This is a genomic window from Micromonospora sp. NPDC049662, from assembly GCF_040675055.1.
Lineage (GTDB): Bacteria > Actinomycetota > Actinomycetes > Mycobacteriales > Micromonosporaceae > Micromonospora.
Window position 1 is genome coordinate 15365 of record NZ_JBFAOC010000067.1, and the last position, 17748, is coordinate 33112.

Annotated in this window: 13 protein-coding genes; 5 read left to right on the forward strand and 8 right to left on the reverse strand. The window is 71.0% G+C overall.

What is annotated here, in order from left to right:
- Positions 1-15 precede the first annotated feature (15 nt).
- The 3 genes from ngcE to AB0J36_RS30135 are packed head-to-tail and all read left to right on the forward strand — an operon-like array spanning position 16 to position 3311.
- On the forward strand, positions 16-1455 hold the full coding sequence (gene ngcE, locus AB0J36_RS30125; RefSeq protein WP_357128186.1) for an N-acetylglucosamine/diacetylchitobiose ABC transporter substrate-binding protein: 1440 nt from the start codon (positions 16-18) through the stop codon (positions 1453-1455).
- 18 nt (positions 1456-1473) lie between these two features.
- Entirely contained in the window at positions 1474-2382 is a 909-nt protein-coding gene (locus AB0J36_RS30130) for a sugar ABC transporter permease (RefSeq protein ID WP_357128190.1), read from the forward strand.
- Entirely contained in the window at positions 2382-3311 is a 930-nt protein-coding gene (locus AB0J36_RS30135; RefSeq protein ID WP_357128193.1) for a carbohydrate ABC transporter permease, read from the forward strand. The genes AB0J36_RS30130 and AB0J36_RS30135 overlap by 1 nt, the downstream gene beginning before the upstream one ends.
- Before the next feature lie 6 nt (positions 3312-3317).
- On the opposite strand, the gene AB0J36_RS30140 is transcribed toward AB0J36_RS30135, so the two are convergent.
- Both AB0J36_RS30140 and AB0J36_RS30145 read right to left on the reverse strand, forming a co-directional pair.
- Positions 3318-5009: an ABC transporter ATP-binding protein gene (locus tag AB0J36_RS30140; RefSeq protein WP_357128583.1), complete on the reverse strand. Its 1692-nt coding sequence runs from the start codon at positions 5007-5009 to the stop codon at positions 3318-3320.
- 50 nt (positions 5010-5059) lie between these two features.
- A complete protein-coding gene (locus AB0J36_RS30145) occupies positions 5060-6784 on the reverse strand; it encodes an ABC transporter ATP-binding protein (RefSeq protein ID WP_357396722.1) in 1725 nt (574 codons plus the stop codon).
- A 99-nt stretch (positions 6785-6883) separates the two neighbouring features.
- Between AB0J36_RS30145 and AB0J36_RS30150 the strand changes: the two genes are divergently transcribed.
- Together AB0J36_RS30150 and AB0J36_RS30155 are read left to right on the forward strand one after the other, a co-directional pair.
- Positions 6884-8593, forward strand: coding sequence for a bifunctional 3'-5' exonuclease/DNA polymerase (locus tag AB0J36_RS30150; protein WP_363661434.1), 1710 nt, complete (start codon positions 6884-6886; stop codon positions 8591-8593).
- Positions 8594-8834: 241 nt separating this feature from the next.
- Positions 8835-9428 (forward strand): NTP transferase domain-containing protein, encoded by a 594-nt coding sequence (locus AB0J36_RS30155; protein WP_357128592.1) that lies wholly within the window; start codon positions 8835-8837, stop codon positions 9426-9428.
- Between the two features lie 6 nt (positions 9429-9434).
- Here the strand turns inward: AB0J36_RS30155 and AB0J36_RS30160 are convergent, their stop codons facing one another.
- The 6 genes from AB0J36_RS30160 to AB0J36_RS30185 form a co-directional block, all read right to left on the reverse strand.
- Positions 9435-10838, reverse strand: a complete 1404-nt coding sequence (locus AB0J36_RS30160) for a GH1 family beta-glucosidase (RefSeq protein WP_357170931.1) — start codon at positions 10836-10838, stop codon at positions 9435-9437.
- Positions 10835-13060, reverse strand: coding sequence for an alpha-xylosidase (gene yicI / locus AB0J36_RS30165; protein WP_357128198.1), 2226 nt, complete (start codon positions 13058-13060; stop codon positions 10835-10837). Before yicI ends, AB0J36_RS30160 begins: the two co-directional genes overlap by 4 nt.
- Positions 13057-13944: a carbohydrate ABC transporter permease gene (locus AB0J36_RS30170; RefSeq protein WP_363661433.1), complete on the reverse strand. Its 888-nt coding sequence runs from the start codon at positions 13942-13944 to the stop codon at positions 13057-13059. Before AB0J36_RS30170 ends, yicI begins: the two co-directional genes overlap by 4 nt.
- Before the next feature lies 1 nt (position 13945).
- Positions 13946-14914 carry a sugar ABC transporter permease gene (locus tag AB0J36_RS30175; protein WP_357396696.1) on the reverse strand — a complete coding sequence of 323 codons (969 nt, stop codon included), beginning with the start codon at positions 14912-14914 and terminating at the stop codon, positions 13946-13948.
- Between the two features lie 67 nt (positions 14915-14981).
- Complete coding sequence (locus tag AB0J36_RS30180; protein ID WP_357128207.1) at positions 14982-16286, reverse strand: extracellular solute-binding protein; 1305 nt, start codon at positions 16284-16286, stop codon at positions 14982-14984.
- Between the two features lie 86 nt (positions 16287-16372).
- Positions 16373-17398: a LacI family DNA-binding transcriptional regulator gene (locus tag AB0J36_RS30185; RefSeq protein ID WP_357396727.1), complete on the reverse strand. Its 1026-nt coding sequence runs from the start codon at positions 17396-17398 to the stop codon at positions 16373-16375.
- Positions 17399-17748 lie beyond the last annotated feature (350 nt).

The following is a 17748-nucleotide window of genomic DNA, read 5'->3' on the forward strand; positions in this document are numbered from 1 at the left end:
CAAGGAGAGACGACGATGTCGATTACCCCCGAGCACCCGGCCGCGCTCGACCGCCGCACGGTGCTGCGTCGCGCCGCCGCCGTGGGCATGCTCGCCACCCCGGCCATCGGCCTGCTCAGCGCCTGCGCGACGAGCAGCGGCGGTGACAAGGACAGTGAGAAGGCCGCCGAGGGCACCAAGAGCGAGAAGAACCCGCTGGGCGTCAAGGAAGACGCTCCCATCGAGGTGATCATCTTCAACGGCGGTTACGGCGAGAAGTACGCGACCGACGTGCACGAGCCGCTGTACAAGAAGGCGTTCCCCAAGGCGGAGATCAAGCACCAGTCCACGCAGGCCGTCTCCACGGTGCTCCAGCCGCGGTTCGCGTCCGGCAATCCGCCGGAGTTCGTCAACAACTCGGGCGAGAAGCTGATCGACTTCGGCTCGCTGGTCGCCGACGGTCAGCTCCAGGACCTCACCGAGCTGTGGGACGCCCCGTCGGTCGACGACCCGGCCAAGAAGGTCCGCGACACCGTGGTGCCGGGCACCGTCGAGGCGGGCTCGTTCAACGGCAAGCCGTACGTGCTCTACTACGTCTCCACCGTCTTCGGCATCTGGTACTCGGCCAAGCTGTTCAAGGACAACGGCTGGGCCCCGGCGAAGACCTGGGACGACTTCATCAAGCTGCTCACCGCCATCAAGGCCAAGGGCATCACGCCGTACGGGTACGCGGGCGCGAACGCGGCCTACTACCAGTGGAACGTGATCCTCACCCAGGCCGCCAAGATCGGCGGCACCGACGTGCTGAAGAACATCGACAACCTGGAGGACGGCGCCTGGAAGCAGGACGCGGTCAAGCAGGCGGCCACGGCGTGGGCCGAGGTCGGGGCGAAGTTCAGTGACAAGAGCTTCGAAGGGCTCAAGCACACCGACGTGCAGCTGCGGCAGAACCAGTACAAGGTGGCCCTGTACCCCAGCGGTGACTGGCTGGAGGGCGAGCAGAAGAAGGACACCCCGGCCGGCTTCGACTACCAGCTCATGCCGGTGCCGAGCCTCACCGCGTCGGACAAGCTGCCGGCCACCGCGCTGCGGGCGACCGCGGGCGAGGGCTACTTCGTCTCGGCCAAGAGCAAGAACCCCAAGGGCGGTCTGGAGTACATGCGCCAGATGCTGTCCAAGGAGGGCGCGAAGGGCTTCACCGAGGTGGTCAAGGCCCCGACCGTGGTCACCGCCGGTTCGGAGGGCTTCGCCTTCCCGCCCGGTGTGGCCAGCTCGCAGGCCGCTCTCAAGGCGGCCGGTCAGGACGTGTTCAACCTGTACTTCGACGGCTGGTACAAGGAGCTCGACACGGAGGCGCGCAGCGCCACCAACGAGCTGATGTTCGGCCGGATCAACGCGGACGCCTTCGTGGAGCGGATCCAGAAGCGCGCCGACGCGATCAAGAAGGACAGCTCGGTCGCCAAGTTCAAGCGCTGATCGATCGGAGCTAGGGTCATGCGGCACGGCAAGTATCCCTTCGTGGTCGGGTTCCTGTTCCTCCCGGTCACGCTGTACGTGACATTCGTGATCTGGCCGTACGCGCAGGCGTTCCAGATCTCGATGACCAACTGGCGAGGGCTCTCCGCCCCGCAGTGGGTGGGCTTCGACAACTACCGGAGGCTGCTCGACGACGGCGCCTTCTGGAAGGCGGTCCAGCACCACGGCGTACTGCTGCTTGCCCTGCCGCTGATCACGATCGCCATCGCGCTGTTCTTCGCCTTCCTGCTCAACGTGGGTGGCAAGAGCAGCGGCGGTCAACGCCAGGGGGTCTGGGGGGCGAAGTTCTACCGGGTGGTGTTCTTCTTCCCCCAGGTCCTGGCGGTGGCGATCATCGCGGTGCTGTTCCAGATGGTCTACCGGCCGAACGAGTCCGGTCTGATCAACGGTGTGCTGATGAAGTTCGGCCTGGAGCCGATCCTCTTCCTCATCAAGCCGAACCTGGCGCTCTGGTCGATCATCGCGGTGCTGGTCTGGCAGGCCGTCGGCTTCTACGTGGTGCTCTTCTCGGCCGGGATGGCCTCCATCCCGGGCGAGATCTACGAGGCCGCGGAGATGGACGGGGCGACGAAGGTGACGCTGTTCTTCCGGGTCACCCTGCCGCTGCTCTGGGACACGCTCCAGGTCGCGTGGGTCTACCTGGGCATCGCGGCGTTCGACGCGTTCGCCATCGTGGCCGTGCTCTCGGTGGACGGCGGTGGCCCGGACGGCGCCACCACCGTCCTGGCCATGGAGATCTACCGCAACGCGTTCGTCTACTCGAAGTACGGCTACGCCTCCGCGATGGGCGTGGCGCTGTTCTTCCTCACCCTCACGTTCGCGGCGCTGACGCTGCGGCTCACCAAGCGGGAAAGCGTGGAGTACTGATGAACCCGCAGTCGACGCTGCCGCCGACGCCGGCGGCGCTACCGCCGAAGACCGGCGATCCGTCCGCGACCGGCGGCCGGCGGGGCAGGGGCCCCCGTTCGGAGGTACGGCTCTTCGCCAGCCTCGGGCACATCGCGCTCGCCGTGTGGGCGGTGATCGTGATCGTCCCGATCCTGTGGACGTTCCTCGCCGCGTTCAAGAACACCAGCGAGATCTTCAGCAGCCCGTGGACCCTGCCGGCCGAGCTGCGCTGGGAGAACTTCGGCCGGGCGTGGACCAAGGCGAACGTCGGCCGGTACTTCCTCAACAGCGTCTTCGTGGTCGCGTGCAGCACCTTCGGCACCATGCTGCTCGGCTCGATGGCCGCGTACGTGCTGGCCCGGTACAAGTTCTGGGGCAACCGGGCGATCTACTACCTGTTCGTCTCGGGGCTGGCGTTCCCGGTGTTCCTGGCCCTGGTGCCGCTCTTCTTCGTGGTCAAGCAGCTCGGCATGCTGGACACCTACCAGGGCGTCATCCTGGTCTACATCGCCTACTCGCTGCCGTTCACGATCTTCTTCCTGGCCGCGTTCTTCAAGACGCTGCCGACTTCGGTCGCCGAGGCGGGGATGATCGACGGCGCGGGGCACACCCGGCTGTTCTTCCAGGTCATGATGCCGATGGCGAAGCCGGGCCTGATCAGCGTGGCGATCTTCAACATCATCGGCCAGTGGGCGCAGTACCAGCTTCCGTTGGTGCTGCTCTCCAACGCCAAGGACAAGTGGGTGCTGACCCAGGGCATCGCCGACATCTCGGTCAACGCCGGCTACGAGGCCGACTGGTCCGGGCTGTTCGCCGCGCTGACCATCGCCATCCTCCCGATGATCATCGTGTACGCGGTGTTCCAGCGGCAGATCCAGGCGGGGCTCACCTCCGGCGCGGTCAAGTAACTCCGGTCACCGCGCGTCGGCGCGGGCGTGCCACGAGCGCCAGAGCGCCGCGTACGCCCCGCCGGCCGCCACCAGGTCGTCGTGGCTACCGATCTCGGTGATCCGGCCGTCCGCCAGGACGGCCACCCGGTCGGCGTCGTGCGCGGTGTTCAGCCGGTGCGCGATGGCGATGACCGTCCGCCCGACGAGCACCGCCGCGAGGGCCCGCTCGGTCCGCCGGGCGGTGCTCGGGTCGAGGGCCGCGGTCGCCTCGTCCAGGATCAGCGTGTGCGGGTCGGCGAGCACCAACCGGGCCAGCGCCACCTGCTGGGCCTCGGCCGCGCCGAGCTGCCGGGCGCCGTCGCCGAGCGCCGTGTCCAGACCGTCGGGCAGCGCGTCGAACCAGTCGGCGCCCACCGTGGCGAGCGCGGCGCGCATCTGGTCGTCGGTGGCGTCCGGGGCGGCGAACGCGAGGTTGTCGCGGACCGAGCCGATGAAGACGTGGTGCTCCTGGGTGACCAGGGCGATCCGCCGTCGTCGTTCGGCCGGGTCCAGGTCGGTGACCGGGCAACCGCCGATGCTGACGACGCCCTGCCGGGGAGCGTCGATCCCGGCGAGCAGCCGGGCCAGCGTCGACTTGCCGGCGCCCGACGGGCCGACGATCGCCAGCCGTTCGCCGGGCCGCACCTCCAGGTCGATGCCGTGCAGCACGTCGTGGCCGTCGGCGTACGAGAACCGCGCCTCGGTCACGACGAGCCGCTCGCCCCGCGACGTGGCCGTGCCGCCGGGCGGCTCGGGCGGGACCAGCCCGACCCCGAGCACCCGGGCGTACGACGCGAACCCACGTTGCGCCTGCTCGGTCCACTGCAACAAGCGGTCCATCGGGTCGATGGCCTGTTGCAGGTAGAGCGCGGCGGCGACCACCGACCCGAGGGACACCAGGTCGGCGGAGAGCAGATAGCCGCCGACCAGGAGCACCAGGGCGATCGGCAGGGGATAGCTGGCCTCGACCACCGAGAAGAACACCGTACGCAGGGCGAGCGTCGCCCGGCGGGCCTGCCACACGCGGGCGACGCGGGCGGTGCCGTACCGGACGCGGTCGTCGGCCAGCCGCAGCGCCTCGACCGTGCGGGCGCCCTCGGCGGTCGTGGTCAACGCCTCGGTCAGCTCGGCCGCCTCCGCGCCCTCGGTGAGGTACGCGGAGCTGGCCCGCCGCAGGTACCACCGGGTCGCCGCCACGATCGACGGCAGCCCGGCCAGCGCCGCGAGCCCGAGCAGGGGGTGCAGCAGGAACACCGCGCCGAACAGCAACGTCAACTGCACCGAGGCGATGACGATGGTGGGCGCCACGTCCCGGACCGTGGTGCCGACGGTCGCCACGTCCACCGAACTGCGGGTCGCCAGGTCCCCGGCGCCGGCCCGCTCCACGACCGACACGGGCAGCGCGAGCGTCCGGTCGACGAACTGTTCGCGCAGCTCAGCGACGGCGCGTTCGCCGAAGCGGTGACCGGCGTACTGGGCGTACCGGGCGAGCAGCGCGCTCACCACGACGCAGCCGGCGATCGCCAGGGCCAGCCGGTCCACCGTCGCCACGCCCGCGCCGGCCGTGACCCGGTCGACGATGGTGCCCAGCAGCCACGGCGGGGCCAGCCCGGCGAGCGCGGCGGCGCTGTGCAGCGCCAGCACGACGCCGACCGCCCGGCGATGTCTGCTGATCATGTCCCGCAGGGCGTGGCGTACGGTGCCGCGGTCGGCGACCGGCAGGCGGCTCACTGGTACGCCTCCTCGGCGTCGGAGTGCTGCTCGTCATCGCTGCCCCGGGCCACCAGGTGCCGGTAACCGGGGACGTATTCGAGCAGGCCGTCGTGGGTGCCGGTGGCGGTGATCCCGCCCCCGGTCAGGTACGCGACCTCGTCGGCGCGGCCGAGCAGCAGGGGCGACGTGGCGAGCACAACGGTGGTCAGCCCGGCCCGCGCGGTCCGGAGCCGCTCGGCGATCCGGGCCTCGGTGTGCGCGTCCACGGCCGAGGTGGGGTCCACGAGGATCAGCACCTCCGGCTCGGCGAGCAGCGCCCGGGCCAGCCGTACCCGTTGGCGTTGACCGCCGGACAGCGTCCGGGCGCGGGGGTCCAGCGGGGTGTCCAGCCCGGCCGGCAGGGCGTCGACGATGTCGTCGGCCGACGCGGTCCGCAGGGCGGCGCGGATCTCGGCGTCGTCGGCGCCCGAACTCAGCACGTCGCGCAGCGTGCCGGCGAAGAGGTACGAGTCGTGGTCGGCGACCAGGATCCGGGCCCGGACCTCGTCGAGGGCGACTGCGGTCAGCGGTACGCCGCCCCAGGTGACGTCGCTGGTCACGTACCGGCCGAGCCGGTCGGCCAGCGCCACGGCGTCGGCCGGGTCGTCGGCGGCCACCGCGGTCAGCTGCCCGGCGCGTACCCTGAGCCCGGTCGACGGGTCGTGCAGGTTGGCGGGACCGGTCGGCGCGGGGACGGCGTGCGGGTCGCGGGCGCCGGGGACCCCGGCCGGCCACCGGCGGCCCGGCCCACCGACGTCGTCCGGGGCGAGCCGGAGCAGGCCGGCGATCCGTCGGGCGGCGACCCGACCCCGGATGAGCTGGTGACTGCCCTCCAGCAGGAACCAGACCGGCACGATCAGCGTCGCCACGTAGCCGTAGACGGCGACCAGCTCGCCGACCGTGACGTCGCCGGTGACGGCCATCCGCGCGGTCAGCCACACCACCGCCGCCAGGAAGAGGCCGGGGATGGCGACCGTCGCCGCGTCGATCCAACTGATCACCGCCCCGACGCGGTAGCCCTCGGCCCGCAGGGCCTGCGATCGGGCCGCGTACCGGCGGGCGAAGAGGTCCCGGCCACCCACCCCGGCGAGCACCCGGAGCCCGGCCACGATGTCGCCGGACCGGGCGGTCAGCGCGCCCTGCTGCCCGCGGTAGACCGATTCGGCCCGTTCGAGCCGGCGCAGCAGCGGCCCGACGACGAGCGCGACCGCCGGCACGCCCACCAGCACGCAGAGCGCCAGCAGCGGGGAGATCGACCAGAGCACCACGGCGATGACCCCGTACGCGACGACCGCCCCGACCCCGGGGCCGGTCAGCGTCAGCACCTGCGCCGACCACTCGATGTCGGACCCGCCGACGGTGGCCACCTCACCGGCGGCGGAGCGGCGCGGCAGCGCCGCGCCGACCCGGGACAGGTGCCGCAACAGCACCTCGGCGGAGCGGGCCTTGGCGTCCTCCCGGATGAAGGTCATCGTGCGGTGCCGCATGATCCCCAGGTACGACAACCCCACACCCGCCACGACGATCGCCGCGACCCACAGGACCAGGGCACGGGTGTCGCGGTCGCGCAGCCCGTCGTCGACGGCCCGGGCGATCAGGTAGGGCCGGACCGACAGCCCGACCATCCAGGCCGTGCCGAGCAGGCTGCCGCGCAGCACCCGGCCGGGCTGGCGACGCACCAGCCACCACAGGTACCGCATCGGACCACGGGTGTCGGGGGTGCCAGGGTCGGGGTGCGGGATCTGGACGGGCACTCGGTAACGCTACCGAGCGGCGGGCCGACCCACCGACCCGTTTTCCTGTCGGAGGGTGCAGGCAGAATCACATTCGTGCTGGTGGCGGTGGTGGCAGATGAGCAGGGCGGGGGAGAGCTGTGCCCGCTCGACGCCGCCGGCCGCCCCGCCGGCCCGACCGAGACCGTCACCGACCTCGCGTCCGCGGTGGCCGCCCGGGAGGCGGTCGCGCGCCCGCGCTGGGTCTGGGCGAGCGCGGGCACGATCTACCCGGCGCTGCTACGGGCCGGGGTGCGGGTCGAGCGGTGCCACGACGTGGAGTTGACCGAGGCGTTGCTGCTCGGGCACGCCGGTCGGTGGGGCGAGCCCCGCGCACTGGCCGCCGCCTGGGCCCGCCTGACCGGCGGGCCGGTGCCGGCCGACCCACCGCCGCGTGCCGCCGCGCCGCCCGGGCACGGCCAGGGCGCGCTCTTCGACACGCTGCCGGGCCCGCCGGGCCCGGGCCTTGAGGCACTGACCCAGGTGTACGCCGATCAGCTCGCCCGGGTCTTGCGGACCGAGCACCCCGGCCGGTTCCGGTTGCTGGTGGCCGCCGAGTCGGCTGGCGCCCTGATCGCTGCCGAGATGGGTGCCGCCGGGCTGCCCTGGCGTGCGGACGTGCACGACGAGATCCTCGCCGAGTTGCTGGGTGAGCCGTCCCCGGTCGGCGGGCCGCCGCGCCGGTTGGCCGAGTTGGCGGCCCGGATCGCCGACGCGTTCGGCGTCCGGCGGCTGCACGCCGACTCTCCGGCCGAGTTGCTCCGGGCGTTCGCCCGGGCCGGCGTGGAGCTGCCCAACACCCGGGCCTGGGTGCTGCGCGGCGTGGACCATCCGGCGGTGCCGTTGGTCCTGGAATACAAGGAGCTGTACCGGATCTGGACGGCGCACGGCTGGTCCTGGCGTGAGCAGTGGGTTCGCGACGGGCGGTTCCAGCCGGAGTACGTGCCGGGCGGGGTCGTCTCCGGCCGCTGGGCGACCCGTGGCGGTGGCGCGTTGCAGATCCCCAAGGTGATCCGTCGGGCGGTGGTGGCCGACCCGGGCTGGCGGCTGGTGGTGGCCGACGCCGGTCAGTTGGAGCCCCGCGTCCTGGCCGCGGTCTCCGGGGACGGGCGGTTGGCGGCGGCGGGTGGGGCCGGTGACCTCTATGCCGCGCTGGCGCGGGAGTCGTTCGGCGGTGACCGTCCCCGGGCCAAGGTGGCGTTGCTGGGGGCCATGTACGGGCAGACCGGCGGGGCGGCGGTGCCCGCGTTGGCGGTGCTGAGAAACAGCTATCCGACCGCGCTCGGCTACGTGGAGGCGGCGGCGCGTACCGGCGAGGCGGGCGGCCTGGTGCGGTCCTGGTTGGGTCGGACGTGCCCACCGGGTGGCGTGGGGCCCGCCGACCCGGACGAGGGGCCGATCGACCCGGACGCCGCCGCTGACCGGCAGAGCCCGCGTGCGCGTGCCGCGCGGTCCCGGGGTCGGTTCACCCGCAACTTCGTCATCCAGGCCACCGCCGCGGAGTGGGCCTCCACGCTGCTGGCCACCCTGCGCGCCGAGTTGGCCGGCACCGACGCCGAGCTGGTCTTCTTTCAGCACGACGAGGTGGTGGCGCACTGCCCCGCCGAGCAGGCCGAGGCGGTGGCGGCGGCGGTGAGCCGGGCGGGCGAGCGGGCCACCGCGCTGCTGTTCGGCGAGACTCCGGTGCGTTTCCCGCTCGACCTGTCCATCGTCGACTGCTACGCGGACGCCGCCTGACGCGGCCCCTGGCGCTGATGATCGACTCCAGATCGGCGACCTGGGGGTTTCCCGGCGTCGGGATGCCGCCACCTCGGCGATCGGGAGTGGATCACCCGTCCGTTGCGTAACGGTTGCACTATTTTCCCTTTTCGCCCCGCCACCCGTGCGCGGCTCTCCTCGTTGCAGTGTCCGTAGGAGGGGCCGGCCGGTCACGGTCGGTCCCGTGCTTGAGGGGGCCCAGCTGAACCGGATCGCAGGAATGATCATCGCCGCAGGTGGTGGACGCCGTATCGGCGGTCCCGAGGCGCTGCTGCACCAGGGCGAGAAGCCACTGGTCAACCAGATGATCGACACGATGACCGAGGCGGGCTGCGAGCAGATCGTGATCGTGCTGGGCGCCGCAGCCGACCAGGTCCGGGAGACCGCCGACCTGGGCAGGGCCACCGTGGTGGTCAACAAGGCGTGGGGCACCGGGGTCGGCTCGTCCATCCGCGCCGGCCTGGCCGCGATGGACGACGCGGGCATCGAGGCGGTGGTGGTGGTGCCGGTCGACATGCCGGGCCTGACCGCGGCGGCCGTACGCCGGGTGGCCGCGCTGCCGTACCCGGACGTGCTGGTCTGCGCCACCTACGACGGGCTGCGCGGCTACCCGATGCTGTTCGGCCGCCGACACTGGTCCGGCATCGCCACCCTGGCCAGCGCCGACGTGGGCGCGCGGCCGTACCTGCTGGCGCACAAGGACCAGATCGTCGACATCGCCTGCGACTCGGTGGCCGACGGCAGCCGGGTCGACAGCCCGGAGTTGATGGAGCTCTACGGCCTCACCGTCCCGCCGCAGCGCGTCGGCGTGTAGCGGGCGCTAGGGCTGGTCCAGATTGCCGGTCGCGGCGAGGCGTCGGTACCAGTGCGCGCTGTCCTTCCAGGTGCGCTCCTGGGTGTCGTAGTCGACCCGGATGATCCCGAAGCGGCGGTCGTAGCCGTAACCCCACTCGAAGTTGTCCAGCAACGACCAGACGAAGTAGCCGCGCACGTCGGCGCCCTGCGCGCGGGCATCGGCCATCGCGCCGATGTGCCGACGCAGGTAGTCGATCCGCAGGTCGTCGTGGATCCGTCCGTCGGCAGCCACCTCGTCGTCGAACGCCGCCCCGTTCTCGGTGATCATCAAGGGCTGGCCGGGATGTTCGCGCTGGAGCCGCAGCAGCAGCTCGGTCAGCGCCGGCGGGTCGATGTTCCACCCCATCGCCGTGTACGGGCCGGGCTGCGGCAGGAAGTCGACGTCGTCGGCGCCCACCCACGGCGAGTGCGCCGACGCGCCGTGACCGTCGGCGTCCGAGCGGGCCGAGTGCCCGTCCCAGGCGCGGACCAGGGTGCTGGAGTAGTAGTTGACGCCCAGCACATCCAGCGGCACGGCGGCCACCTTCTCGTCGCCGTGGCGCACGAAGGACCAGTCCGTGACGCCGGCCGTGTCGGCCAGCAGGTCGGCCGGGTACGCCCCGTTCAGCATCGGCCCGAGGAACGCCCGGTTGGCCAGCGCGTCGATGCGGCGGGCCGCGTCGACGTCCGCCGCCGCGTCCGAAGCCGGGCGGATGACGTGCAGGTTCAGCGTCACCGACAACTCGGCGGCCGGCGCCGTCTCCCGGACCACGCGACCCGCCAGGCCGTGCGCGAGGTTCAGGTGGTGCACGGCCGCCAGCGCCGCCGCCGGCTCGGTCCGACCCGGCGCGTGCACGCCGGAGCCGTAACCCAGGTACGCCGAGCACCACGGCTCGTTGAGTGTCGTCCAGGTGTGCACCCGGTCGCCGAGCGCGGCGACGATCCCCGCCGCGTACTCCTCGAAGCGCAGCGCCGTGTCCCGTACCGGCCACCCGCCGGCGTCCTCCAGCTCCTGCGGCAGGTCCCAGTGGTACATGGTCGCCACCGGGCGGATGCCGCGCTCCAACAGGCCGTCGACGAGCCGGGAGTAGAAGTCCACGCCGGCCTGGTTGAACCGGCCGGAGCCGCCCGGCTGCACCCGGGGCCAGGAGATCGAGAAGCGGTACGCCCCCAGGCCCAGCTCGGCGATGTGGTCGAGGTCCTGCGGCCAGCGGTGGTAGTGGTCGGCGGCCACGTCACCGGTGTCGCCGTTCAGCGTCCGCCCCGGGGTGCGGCTGTAGGTGTCCCAGATGGACGGGCCCCGGCCGTCCTCGCTGGCCGCGCCCTCGATCTGGTAGGCCGCCGTGGCCGAACCCCACAGGAAACTCTCCGGAAAGGCATGTGCCGTCACTGTCCTGCCACCTCCGAGTGGTACGCCGACGATTCACCCGCCACCAGGTCCGCCCTGGCCACGCCGTCGCGGAAACTTACCTCGAACTCCGCGCCGGCCCCCTGACCGGGCGACGGAATCCGTACCCGCCGCCGCTGCCCCTCGGCCGGAGCGTAGAGGCACAGGCGGACACCGTCCGCCCAGTCGTAGTCGGGCCGGTCGGAGCGCGCGCCGAACGCGATGACCGCGCCCGGCCGGGCGAGCACCGGCAGGCTGTCGAACTCGTGCTTCTCGGTCACCCAGGCCGGACCGGTGAGCTGGGCGCCGGTCAGCAGGTGCGTCCAGGTCCCGGCCGGGACGTAGAAGGTGACCTGACCGTCGGCGCTGAGCACCGGCGCGACCAGCAGGTCGGAGCCGAGCATGTACTGCCGGTCCAGGTACGCGGCGGCCGGATCGTCCGGGAACTCCACGATCATCGGGCGCATCATGGGGATTCCGTCGCGGTGCGCCTCCTCGGCCGCCGCCGCCAGGTACGGCATCAGGCTGAGCTTGAGCCGGGTGAAGTGCCGCAGCACGTCGACGGCCTCCTCGTCGTACGCCCACGGGACGCGGTACGAGCCGGAGCCGTGCAGCCGGGAGTGCGACGAGAGCAGACCGAAGGCGATCCACCGCTTGAACACGGCCGGGTCGGGGGTGCCCTCGAAGCCGCCGATGTCGTGGCTCCAGTAGCCGAAGCCGGACGCCGCCAGGGACAGCCCGCCGCGCAGCGACTCCGCCATCGCGACGAACGTCGCCTCGCAGTCCCCACCCCAGTGCACCGGGAACTGCTGCCCGCCCGTCGTGGCCGAGCGGGCGAACACCACCGCCTCGCCCTCGCCGCGCTCGGTCTCCAGCAGCTCGAAGACGGCCTTGTTGTAGAGGTAGGAGTAGTAGTTGTGCATCCGCTGCGGGTCGGAGCCGTCGTGCCACACCACGTCGGTGGGGATGCGCTCACCGAAGTCGGTCTTGAAGCAGTCGACGCCCATGTCCAGCAGGACCTTGAGCTTGCCGGTGAACCAGGCGACCGCGTCCGGGTTGGTGAAGTCGACGAGCGCCATCCCGGCCTGCCACTTGTCCCACTGCCAGACCGAGCCGTCCGGGTTGCGGACCAGGTAGCCGGCCCGGCGGCCCTCCTCGAAGAGGTACGAGCGCTGCGCGATGTACGGGTTGATCCAGACGCACACCTTCAGGTCGCGTTCGTGCAGGCGGCGCAGCATCCCCTCCGGATCGGGGAAGGTCGCCGGGTCCCAGACGAAGTCGACCCAGTGGAACTGGCGCATCCAGAAGCAGTCGAAGTGGAACACCGACAGCGGCAGGTCCCGCTCGACCATCCCGTCGACGAACTCGGTCACGGTCTTCTCGTCGTACGACGTGGTGAACGACGTGGACAGCCACAGCCCGTACGACCAGGCGGGCACCCGGGCCGGTCGGCCGGTCAGCGCCGTGTACCGGCGCAGCACGTCCTTCGGGGTGGGTCCGTCGATGACGTAGTAGGTGAGCGACTGGCCCTCGACGCTGAACTGGTTCTGCGCCACGACCTCGGAGCCGACCTCGAACGACACGTGCTCCGGGTGGTCCACGAAGACCCCGTAGCCGGCGCTGCTCAGATAGAACGGCACGTTCTTGTACGCCTGCTCGCTGGCGGTGCCACCGTCGGCGTTCCAGATGTCGACGGTCTGGCCGTTCTTCACGAACGGGCCGAAGCGCTCGCCCAGCCCGTACACCGTTTCGCCGACGCCGAGGGCGAGCCGCTCGTGCACGTGCCGCCGGCCCTGGCCGTCGGTGACGATCCCGACGCTGCGCGCGGTGGACGCGGTGAGCAACCGGTCGCCGTGCCGGAACTGGACCCGCCAGCCGTCGACCAGCGCGACCCGCGCGGTCAGTTCGCCGGTGGTCAGCGACGCGGTGATGCCGGTGATGTCGACGGTGACCGGCTGGCCGCTGTCGGCGGTCAACTCGAAGTGCGGCTCGCGGGGGAGCCCGCCGCTGTGGTGACCGATGGTCACCCCGATGACGCCCGGTGCGGGAGAGAAGAACCGGACGGTGACGACGGGCCGGTTCAGGGTGTCGCCCCGACCGGTGATCTGACCGGCCGGCGCGAAGACGGTGAAGCCGCTCTGGTCCGGCTCGACCGATTCCACCGCGCCGGGGCGCAGCACGCTGACCCCCGGGCGCAGTTGCCAGTACCCGTCGGTGAACTTCACTTCTCGGCTCCTGCCGTGATGCCGCGCGCCAGAGTGCGCTGGAAGATGAGGAAGAAGAGGATGGCCGGCACGAGGCTGATCAGCGCGCCGGCGTTCGTCGTCGGGGCGTCCATCAGACGGTCGCCCTGCAACGAGGCGAGCGCGACCGGAATGGTCTGTGTCTGGTTGTCGATCAGCATGACCAGCGGGATGAGGAACTCGTTCCAGGTCCAGATGAAGAAGAAGATGAGGAGTACGGCCAGGGTGGGTCGCAGGTTGGGGAAGACCACCCGCCACAGCACCGTCCACTTGCCCGCGCCGTCCAGCGCGGCGGCCTCCAGCAGCGAGCGCGGGAAGGTGCCCAGGACCGAGGCCAGCAGGTACGTGCCGAAGGCGCTCTGGATCACGGTGAAGATGATGATCACCGCGAGCCGGGTGTTGTAGAGGCCGACCTCCTTCGCTACGTAGTACAGCGGGTAGATCAGCGCCTCCTGCGGCAGCATGTTGGCCAACAGGAACAGCCCGACGATCCACAGTCGGCCACGGACCCGACCGATGCCGAGGGCGTACGCGTTCAGCAGGGACACGAGGACGCCGAGCACCGCCACGGAAACGGCGATGAGCGCCGAGTTCCACAGCTTGAGCGGGAAGTCGACCTCGTTCCAGTACGTCCGCAGGCCCTTCGTGTAGAACTCGCTGGGCCAGCTCAGCGGCCCGGCCGACGAATAGTCACCGGGCGACTTGAACGCGTTGAGCAGCATGAACGCGAACGGCACCAGCATGACGAGCGCGCCGACCGTGACCAGGGCGAGCACGACCCAGCGGCTCACGCCGCGGTGGTGCCGGTCGCGGACCGGCCGGCGGACCGGCGTCGGGGCCGGGGCCGGGGTGAGCGTCACGGCCATGTCAGAACCCCCGGTCCCGGCGCTCGGTGCGCGCCTGCCACCAGATGAAGACCCCGGCCACCACGACGATGATCAGGGTGAGCACCGTGGAGATCGCCGAGCCGTAGCCGACCTGGAGCTTCTTGAAGAAGGTGTAGTAGGCGAAGTAGGACGGCACGTTCGTGGCGTTCTCCGGGCCACCCCGGGTGAGCGCGAAGATCGGCCCGAACACCTTCAACGCCGCGATGGTGCAGGTCAGGGCCACCACGAAAGTCTCCGGCCGGATCTGCGGCAGGGTGATCGCCCGGAACCGGTGCAGCCAGTTCGCGCCGTCGACCTCGGCCGCCTCGTACAGCTCCGGGTCCACCCGCTGCAACGCGGCCATGAACACGACCACCGGGTAGCCGATCTGCACCCAGATCATCACCGCCATCACGGCCGGCAGCGCCGTGTCCGGGTCGCCGAGCCAGTCGTGGCGCAGCGCGCCGAGGCCGACCGCGTCGAGCAGGCTGTTGAACGCGCCGTCGGGGCGCAGGATCCAGCCCCACACGATGCCGGCGACCACCACCGGCAGCACCTGCGGGAGGTAGAAGGCGGCCCGCAGGCCGGCGGCCGTACGCGGCTGGAACCGGCGGCCGATGACGTCGAAGAGCACCGAGGCGAGCAGCAGCCCCAGCAGGGTGGGCAGCACCACCATCGCGACGATCATCGCCACGGTGTTGCGGAACGAGGCCCAGAACACCTCGTCGTCCAGCAGCCGCTGGTAGTTGTCGAACCCCACGAAGGTGGGGTCGCCGATGCCCGACCACTTGGTGAGCGACAGGTAACCGGTGCCGACCAGCGGCGCGCCGATCACCAGGAGGAACAGCGCCGCCCCGGGGATCAGATAGAGCCAGTACGCGGCGTCACGGCCGCGAGGTCGGCGGCGGGGCGTCGGCGGGGTGGGTGTCGCCGTCGGTGTGGTGGCGGCGACGGTCTCGGAGACTGCCATGGAAGATCCTTCCCGGCGGGGCGGGCGGGCGCTCCGGTTGTGCCGGTCACGCCCGCCGCTCGCCGTGTCACTTGCCGGTGATCTCCTTGACGCCATCGGCGTACGGCTTGGCGATCGTGTCGAGCACCTGGTCCGGGGACTTCGACCCGTTGATCAGGCCCTGGAAGCCGCCGACCAGCACGTCGTAGTAGCCGGGCACCGGCCAGTCCGGGTAGAAGGCCAGACCGTCCTGCTTGCTGACCGTGTTGAAGTCCTCGATCAGCTTGCGGTCCTTCGGGTCGCTGATCTTCGAGGCGTCGGCGGCGATCGGAACGCCACCGTTGTTGCCGATCAGATCCTGGATCTCCGGGCGCAGGGTGATGTCGATGAAGTCGTACGCCAAGCTCTTGGCCTTGCTGTTCGACGGAACCACCCAGATGTTGCCCGACGACCCGGCGTTGAGGGTGTTGCCGGGGAAGAGGAACGTGTCCCAGTTGGCCTTCATCTCGGTCTTGAACCGGCCGTACCACCAGCTACCGGAGACGATCATGGGGGTCTTGCCGGCGATGAACGCGGTGCCCATGTCCTCGGCCTTGAGGCTCGCCGAGTTCTTGGCGACGTAGCCCTTGCGCACCCACTCGGCGAACGTGTCCGCGCCGTACTTGAGCGGGTCGGCCTTGAAATCGACCGGGTTCTTGTAGAGCTGGTAGTTGTCGACGAACTGCCGGTCGGCCTTGGAGAGCGCCAACTGGTAGAAGAGCTGCCCGGCCGGGTACTCCGCGCCGGCCATGCCCAGCGGGGTGATCTTCTTGCTGACGAAGGTGTCCATCGCGGCGGTCATCTCGGCCAGCGTGGTCGGCACCTTGACGCCGTTGCGGTCGAACAGGTCCTTGTTGTAGTAGACCGTGACGTACTCGCCGTAGTTCGGCACGCCGAACCAGTTGCCCGACCCCATCACGCCCTTGTCGCTGTACCGCGCGGTGGTCTGCAGACTGGGGCTGAGCTTGCCGGCCCAGCCACGCTTGTCGGCCTCGGCGCTCAGATCGGTGAGCAGACCCTGCGACGACAGCAGGCCGGCCGTCGCGTTGCCCTTGTTGTATTCCATGATGTCCGGGCCCTCGGACGAGTTGATGATCATGCCGGCGTTCTGCTGGATCTGCTCGAACGCCTTGCGCTCGAAACGCACCTCGACGCCCGGGTGCTCGGCCTTGAAGATCTCGATCGCCTTGTTCCAGCCGACCCCCATCGCGCTGTTCTCGCTCTCGTAGTGCCAGAGCTTGAGGGTCTTGGCCCCGCTGTCGTCCTCGCTCTCGCCGCCGCCGCAGGCGGCCACGGTGGTCGTCGCGGTCGCCGCCAGGGCGATCGCCGCGACGATCCGGCGAAATCGCTGCATTGCTATCCTCCTCGTTGAGTATCGAGCCCGGTATCTCACTGGGCCCGTCGTCGCGTTGCCGCGCGGCGGCGGGCCGTTTTTACTGGTCAGCCCCCATGGGGTCGCTCCGGTCGTGGTGCCGCGGTCGATCCCCGCACCTCCAGCGAGCACGGCAGCAGTTGCTGGTGGCGCTCGTCACCGGGCCCGTCCAGGTGGCGTACCAGCGCCTCGATCGCGATCCGGCCCAGGGTCGATCCGGGCGAGGTCATCGCGGTCAACGCCGGGGTGGCCAACTCGGCGACCTGCGGCGAGGTGACCATGGAGACCACCGACACGTCGTCCGGCACCGACAGTCCGCGCCCGGTCAGCTCACCGAGGATGCCGAAGAGCGCTGTCTCGTTCATCGCCAGCAGGGCGGTCAGCTCCGGGGCCCGGGTGAGCGCGGCGGCCAGGGCCGCCCGCCCGCCGGCGGCGCTGTCCTCGGCCGGGATCATGATCGGTTCCAGGCCGTGGCCGGTCATGGCCTTGACAAACGCGTCCCGGGTACGCAACGCCGGGCCGTAACCGCTGGCCAGCGTCGCCGCCGAGTGGTTGACGTAGACGATCCGGCGGTGCCCCAGGCCGACCAGGTGCGCGACGGCCTCCCGCACGGTCTGGTCGAAGTCGATGTCGACGAAGGACAACCCGGTGGCGTCGCCGGTACGCCCGATCAGCACCAGCGGCACTCCCGCCTCCTGGAGCACCGTGACCCGCTCGTCGGCGAGCTGCACCTCCATCAGCACAACGCCGTCGAGCATCCGCTGACTGGCCAGCCGTCGCAGGTCGTCGAGGTCGCCACCGCCGACCGGCGAGAGCACGAGGTGGTAGCCGACCGCGCTGGCCGCGGCGGCGGCACCGGTGACGAACGCGGTCTCGGTGGCGCCCAGACCACGCTCGTCCATCGGCATCAGCAGACCCAGGATGCGGCTGCGCCGGCTGGCCAACCCCCGAGCCATGGCGTTGGGCTGGTAGTCCAGCTCAGCCATCGCCGCGAGCACCTTGGCGCGAGTGGCCTGGGAGATCGGCCGAGCGCCGGTGAGCACGTACGACACGGTGCTGACCGAGACCTGCGCAAGGCGGGCGACGTCGTGCATCGTGGCCACCGCCCACCTCCTCCGGCCCGGAGTGGAACCGCTTCGGGATGATCGTCGAAGCGTTTCGACGAAACGTTTCGACAGACGCTAGGTCACGTGTTACGGCACCGTCAATAGCCGATGTCGAAAAGGAGTCGGCGAGCTGGCACCGGCGATCCGCAGATGCCCGCCAGGGCACGGCTGCGCTGTGTGGAGCACGTGTCTGGGCGCGCCTCGGCGGGCCGGGGCAGCAACTTCACTGATGTTGCTGTCTCCGGCGAGGCTGAGGCAGCAACTTCGGTGATGTTGTGAGGATCTTGGGCGCGGGGCGCGGGGCGCGGGGCGCGGGGCGCGGGGCGCGGGGCGCGGGG

Bases quoted from the DNA above. Each gene is read 5' to 3' on its own strand.
- ngcE (WP_357128186.1), top strand. From the start codon at position 16: ATGTCGATTACCCCCGAGCACCCGGCCGCGCTCGACCGCCGCACGGTG.
- AB0J36_RS30130 (WP_357128190.1), top strand. From the start codon at position 1,474: ATGCGGCACGGCAAGTATCCCTTCGTGGTCGGGTTCCTGTTCCTCCCG.
- AB0J36_RS30135 (WP_357128193.1), top strand. From the start codon at position 2,382: ATGAACCCGCAGTCGACGCTGCCGCCGACGCCGGCGGCGCTACCGCCG.
- AB0J36_RS30140 (WP_357128583.1), bottom strand. From the start codon at position 5,009: ATGATCAGCAGACATCGCCGGGCGGTCGGCGTCGTGCTGGCGCTGCAC.
- AB0J36_RS30145 (WP_357396722.1), bottom strand. From the start codon at position 6,784: ATGCGGTACCTGTGGTGGCTGGTGCGTCGCCAGCCCGGCCGGGTGCTG.
- AB0J36_RS30155 (WP_357128592.1), top strand. From the start codon at position 8,835: ATGATCATCGCCGCAGGTGGTGGACGCCGTATCGGCGGTCCCGAGGCG.
- AB0J36_RS30170 (WP_363661433.1), bottom strand. From the start codon at position 13,944: ATGGCCGTGACGCTCACCCCGGCCCCGGCCCCGACGCCGGTCCGCCGG.
- AB0J36_RS30175 (WP_357396696.1), bottom strand. From the start codon at position 14,914: ATGGCAGTCTCCGAGACCGTCGCCGCCACCACACCGACGGCGACACCC.
- AB0J36_RS30180 (WP_357128207.1), bottom strand. From the start codon at position 16,286: ATGCAGCGATTTCGCCGGATCGTCGCGGCGATCGCCCTGGCGGCGACC.
- AB0J36_RS30185 (WP_357396727.1), bottom strand. From the start codon at position 17,398: ATGCACGACGTCGCCCGCCTTGCGCAGGTCTCGGTCAGCACCGTGTCG.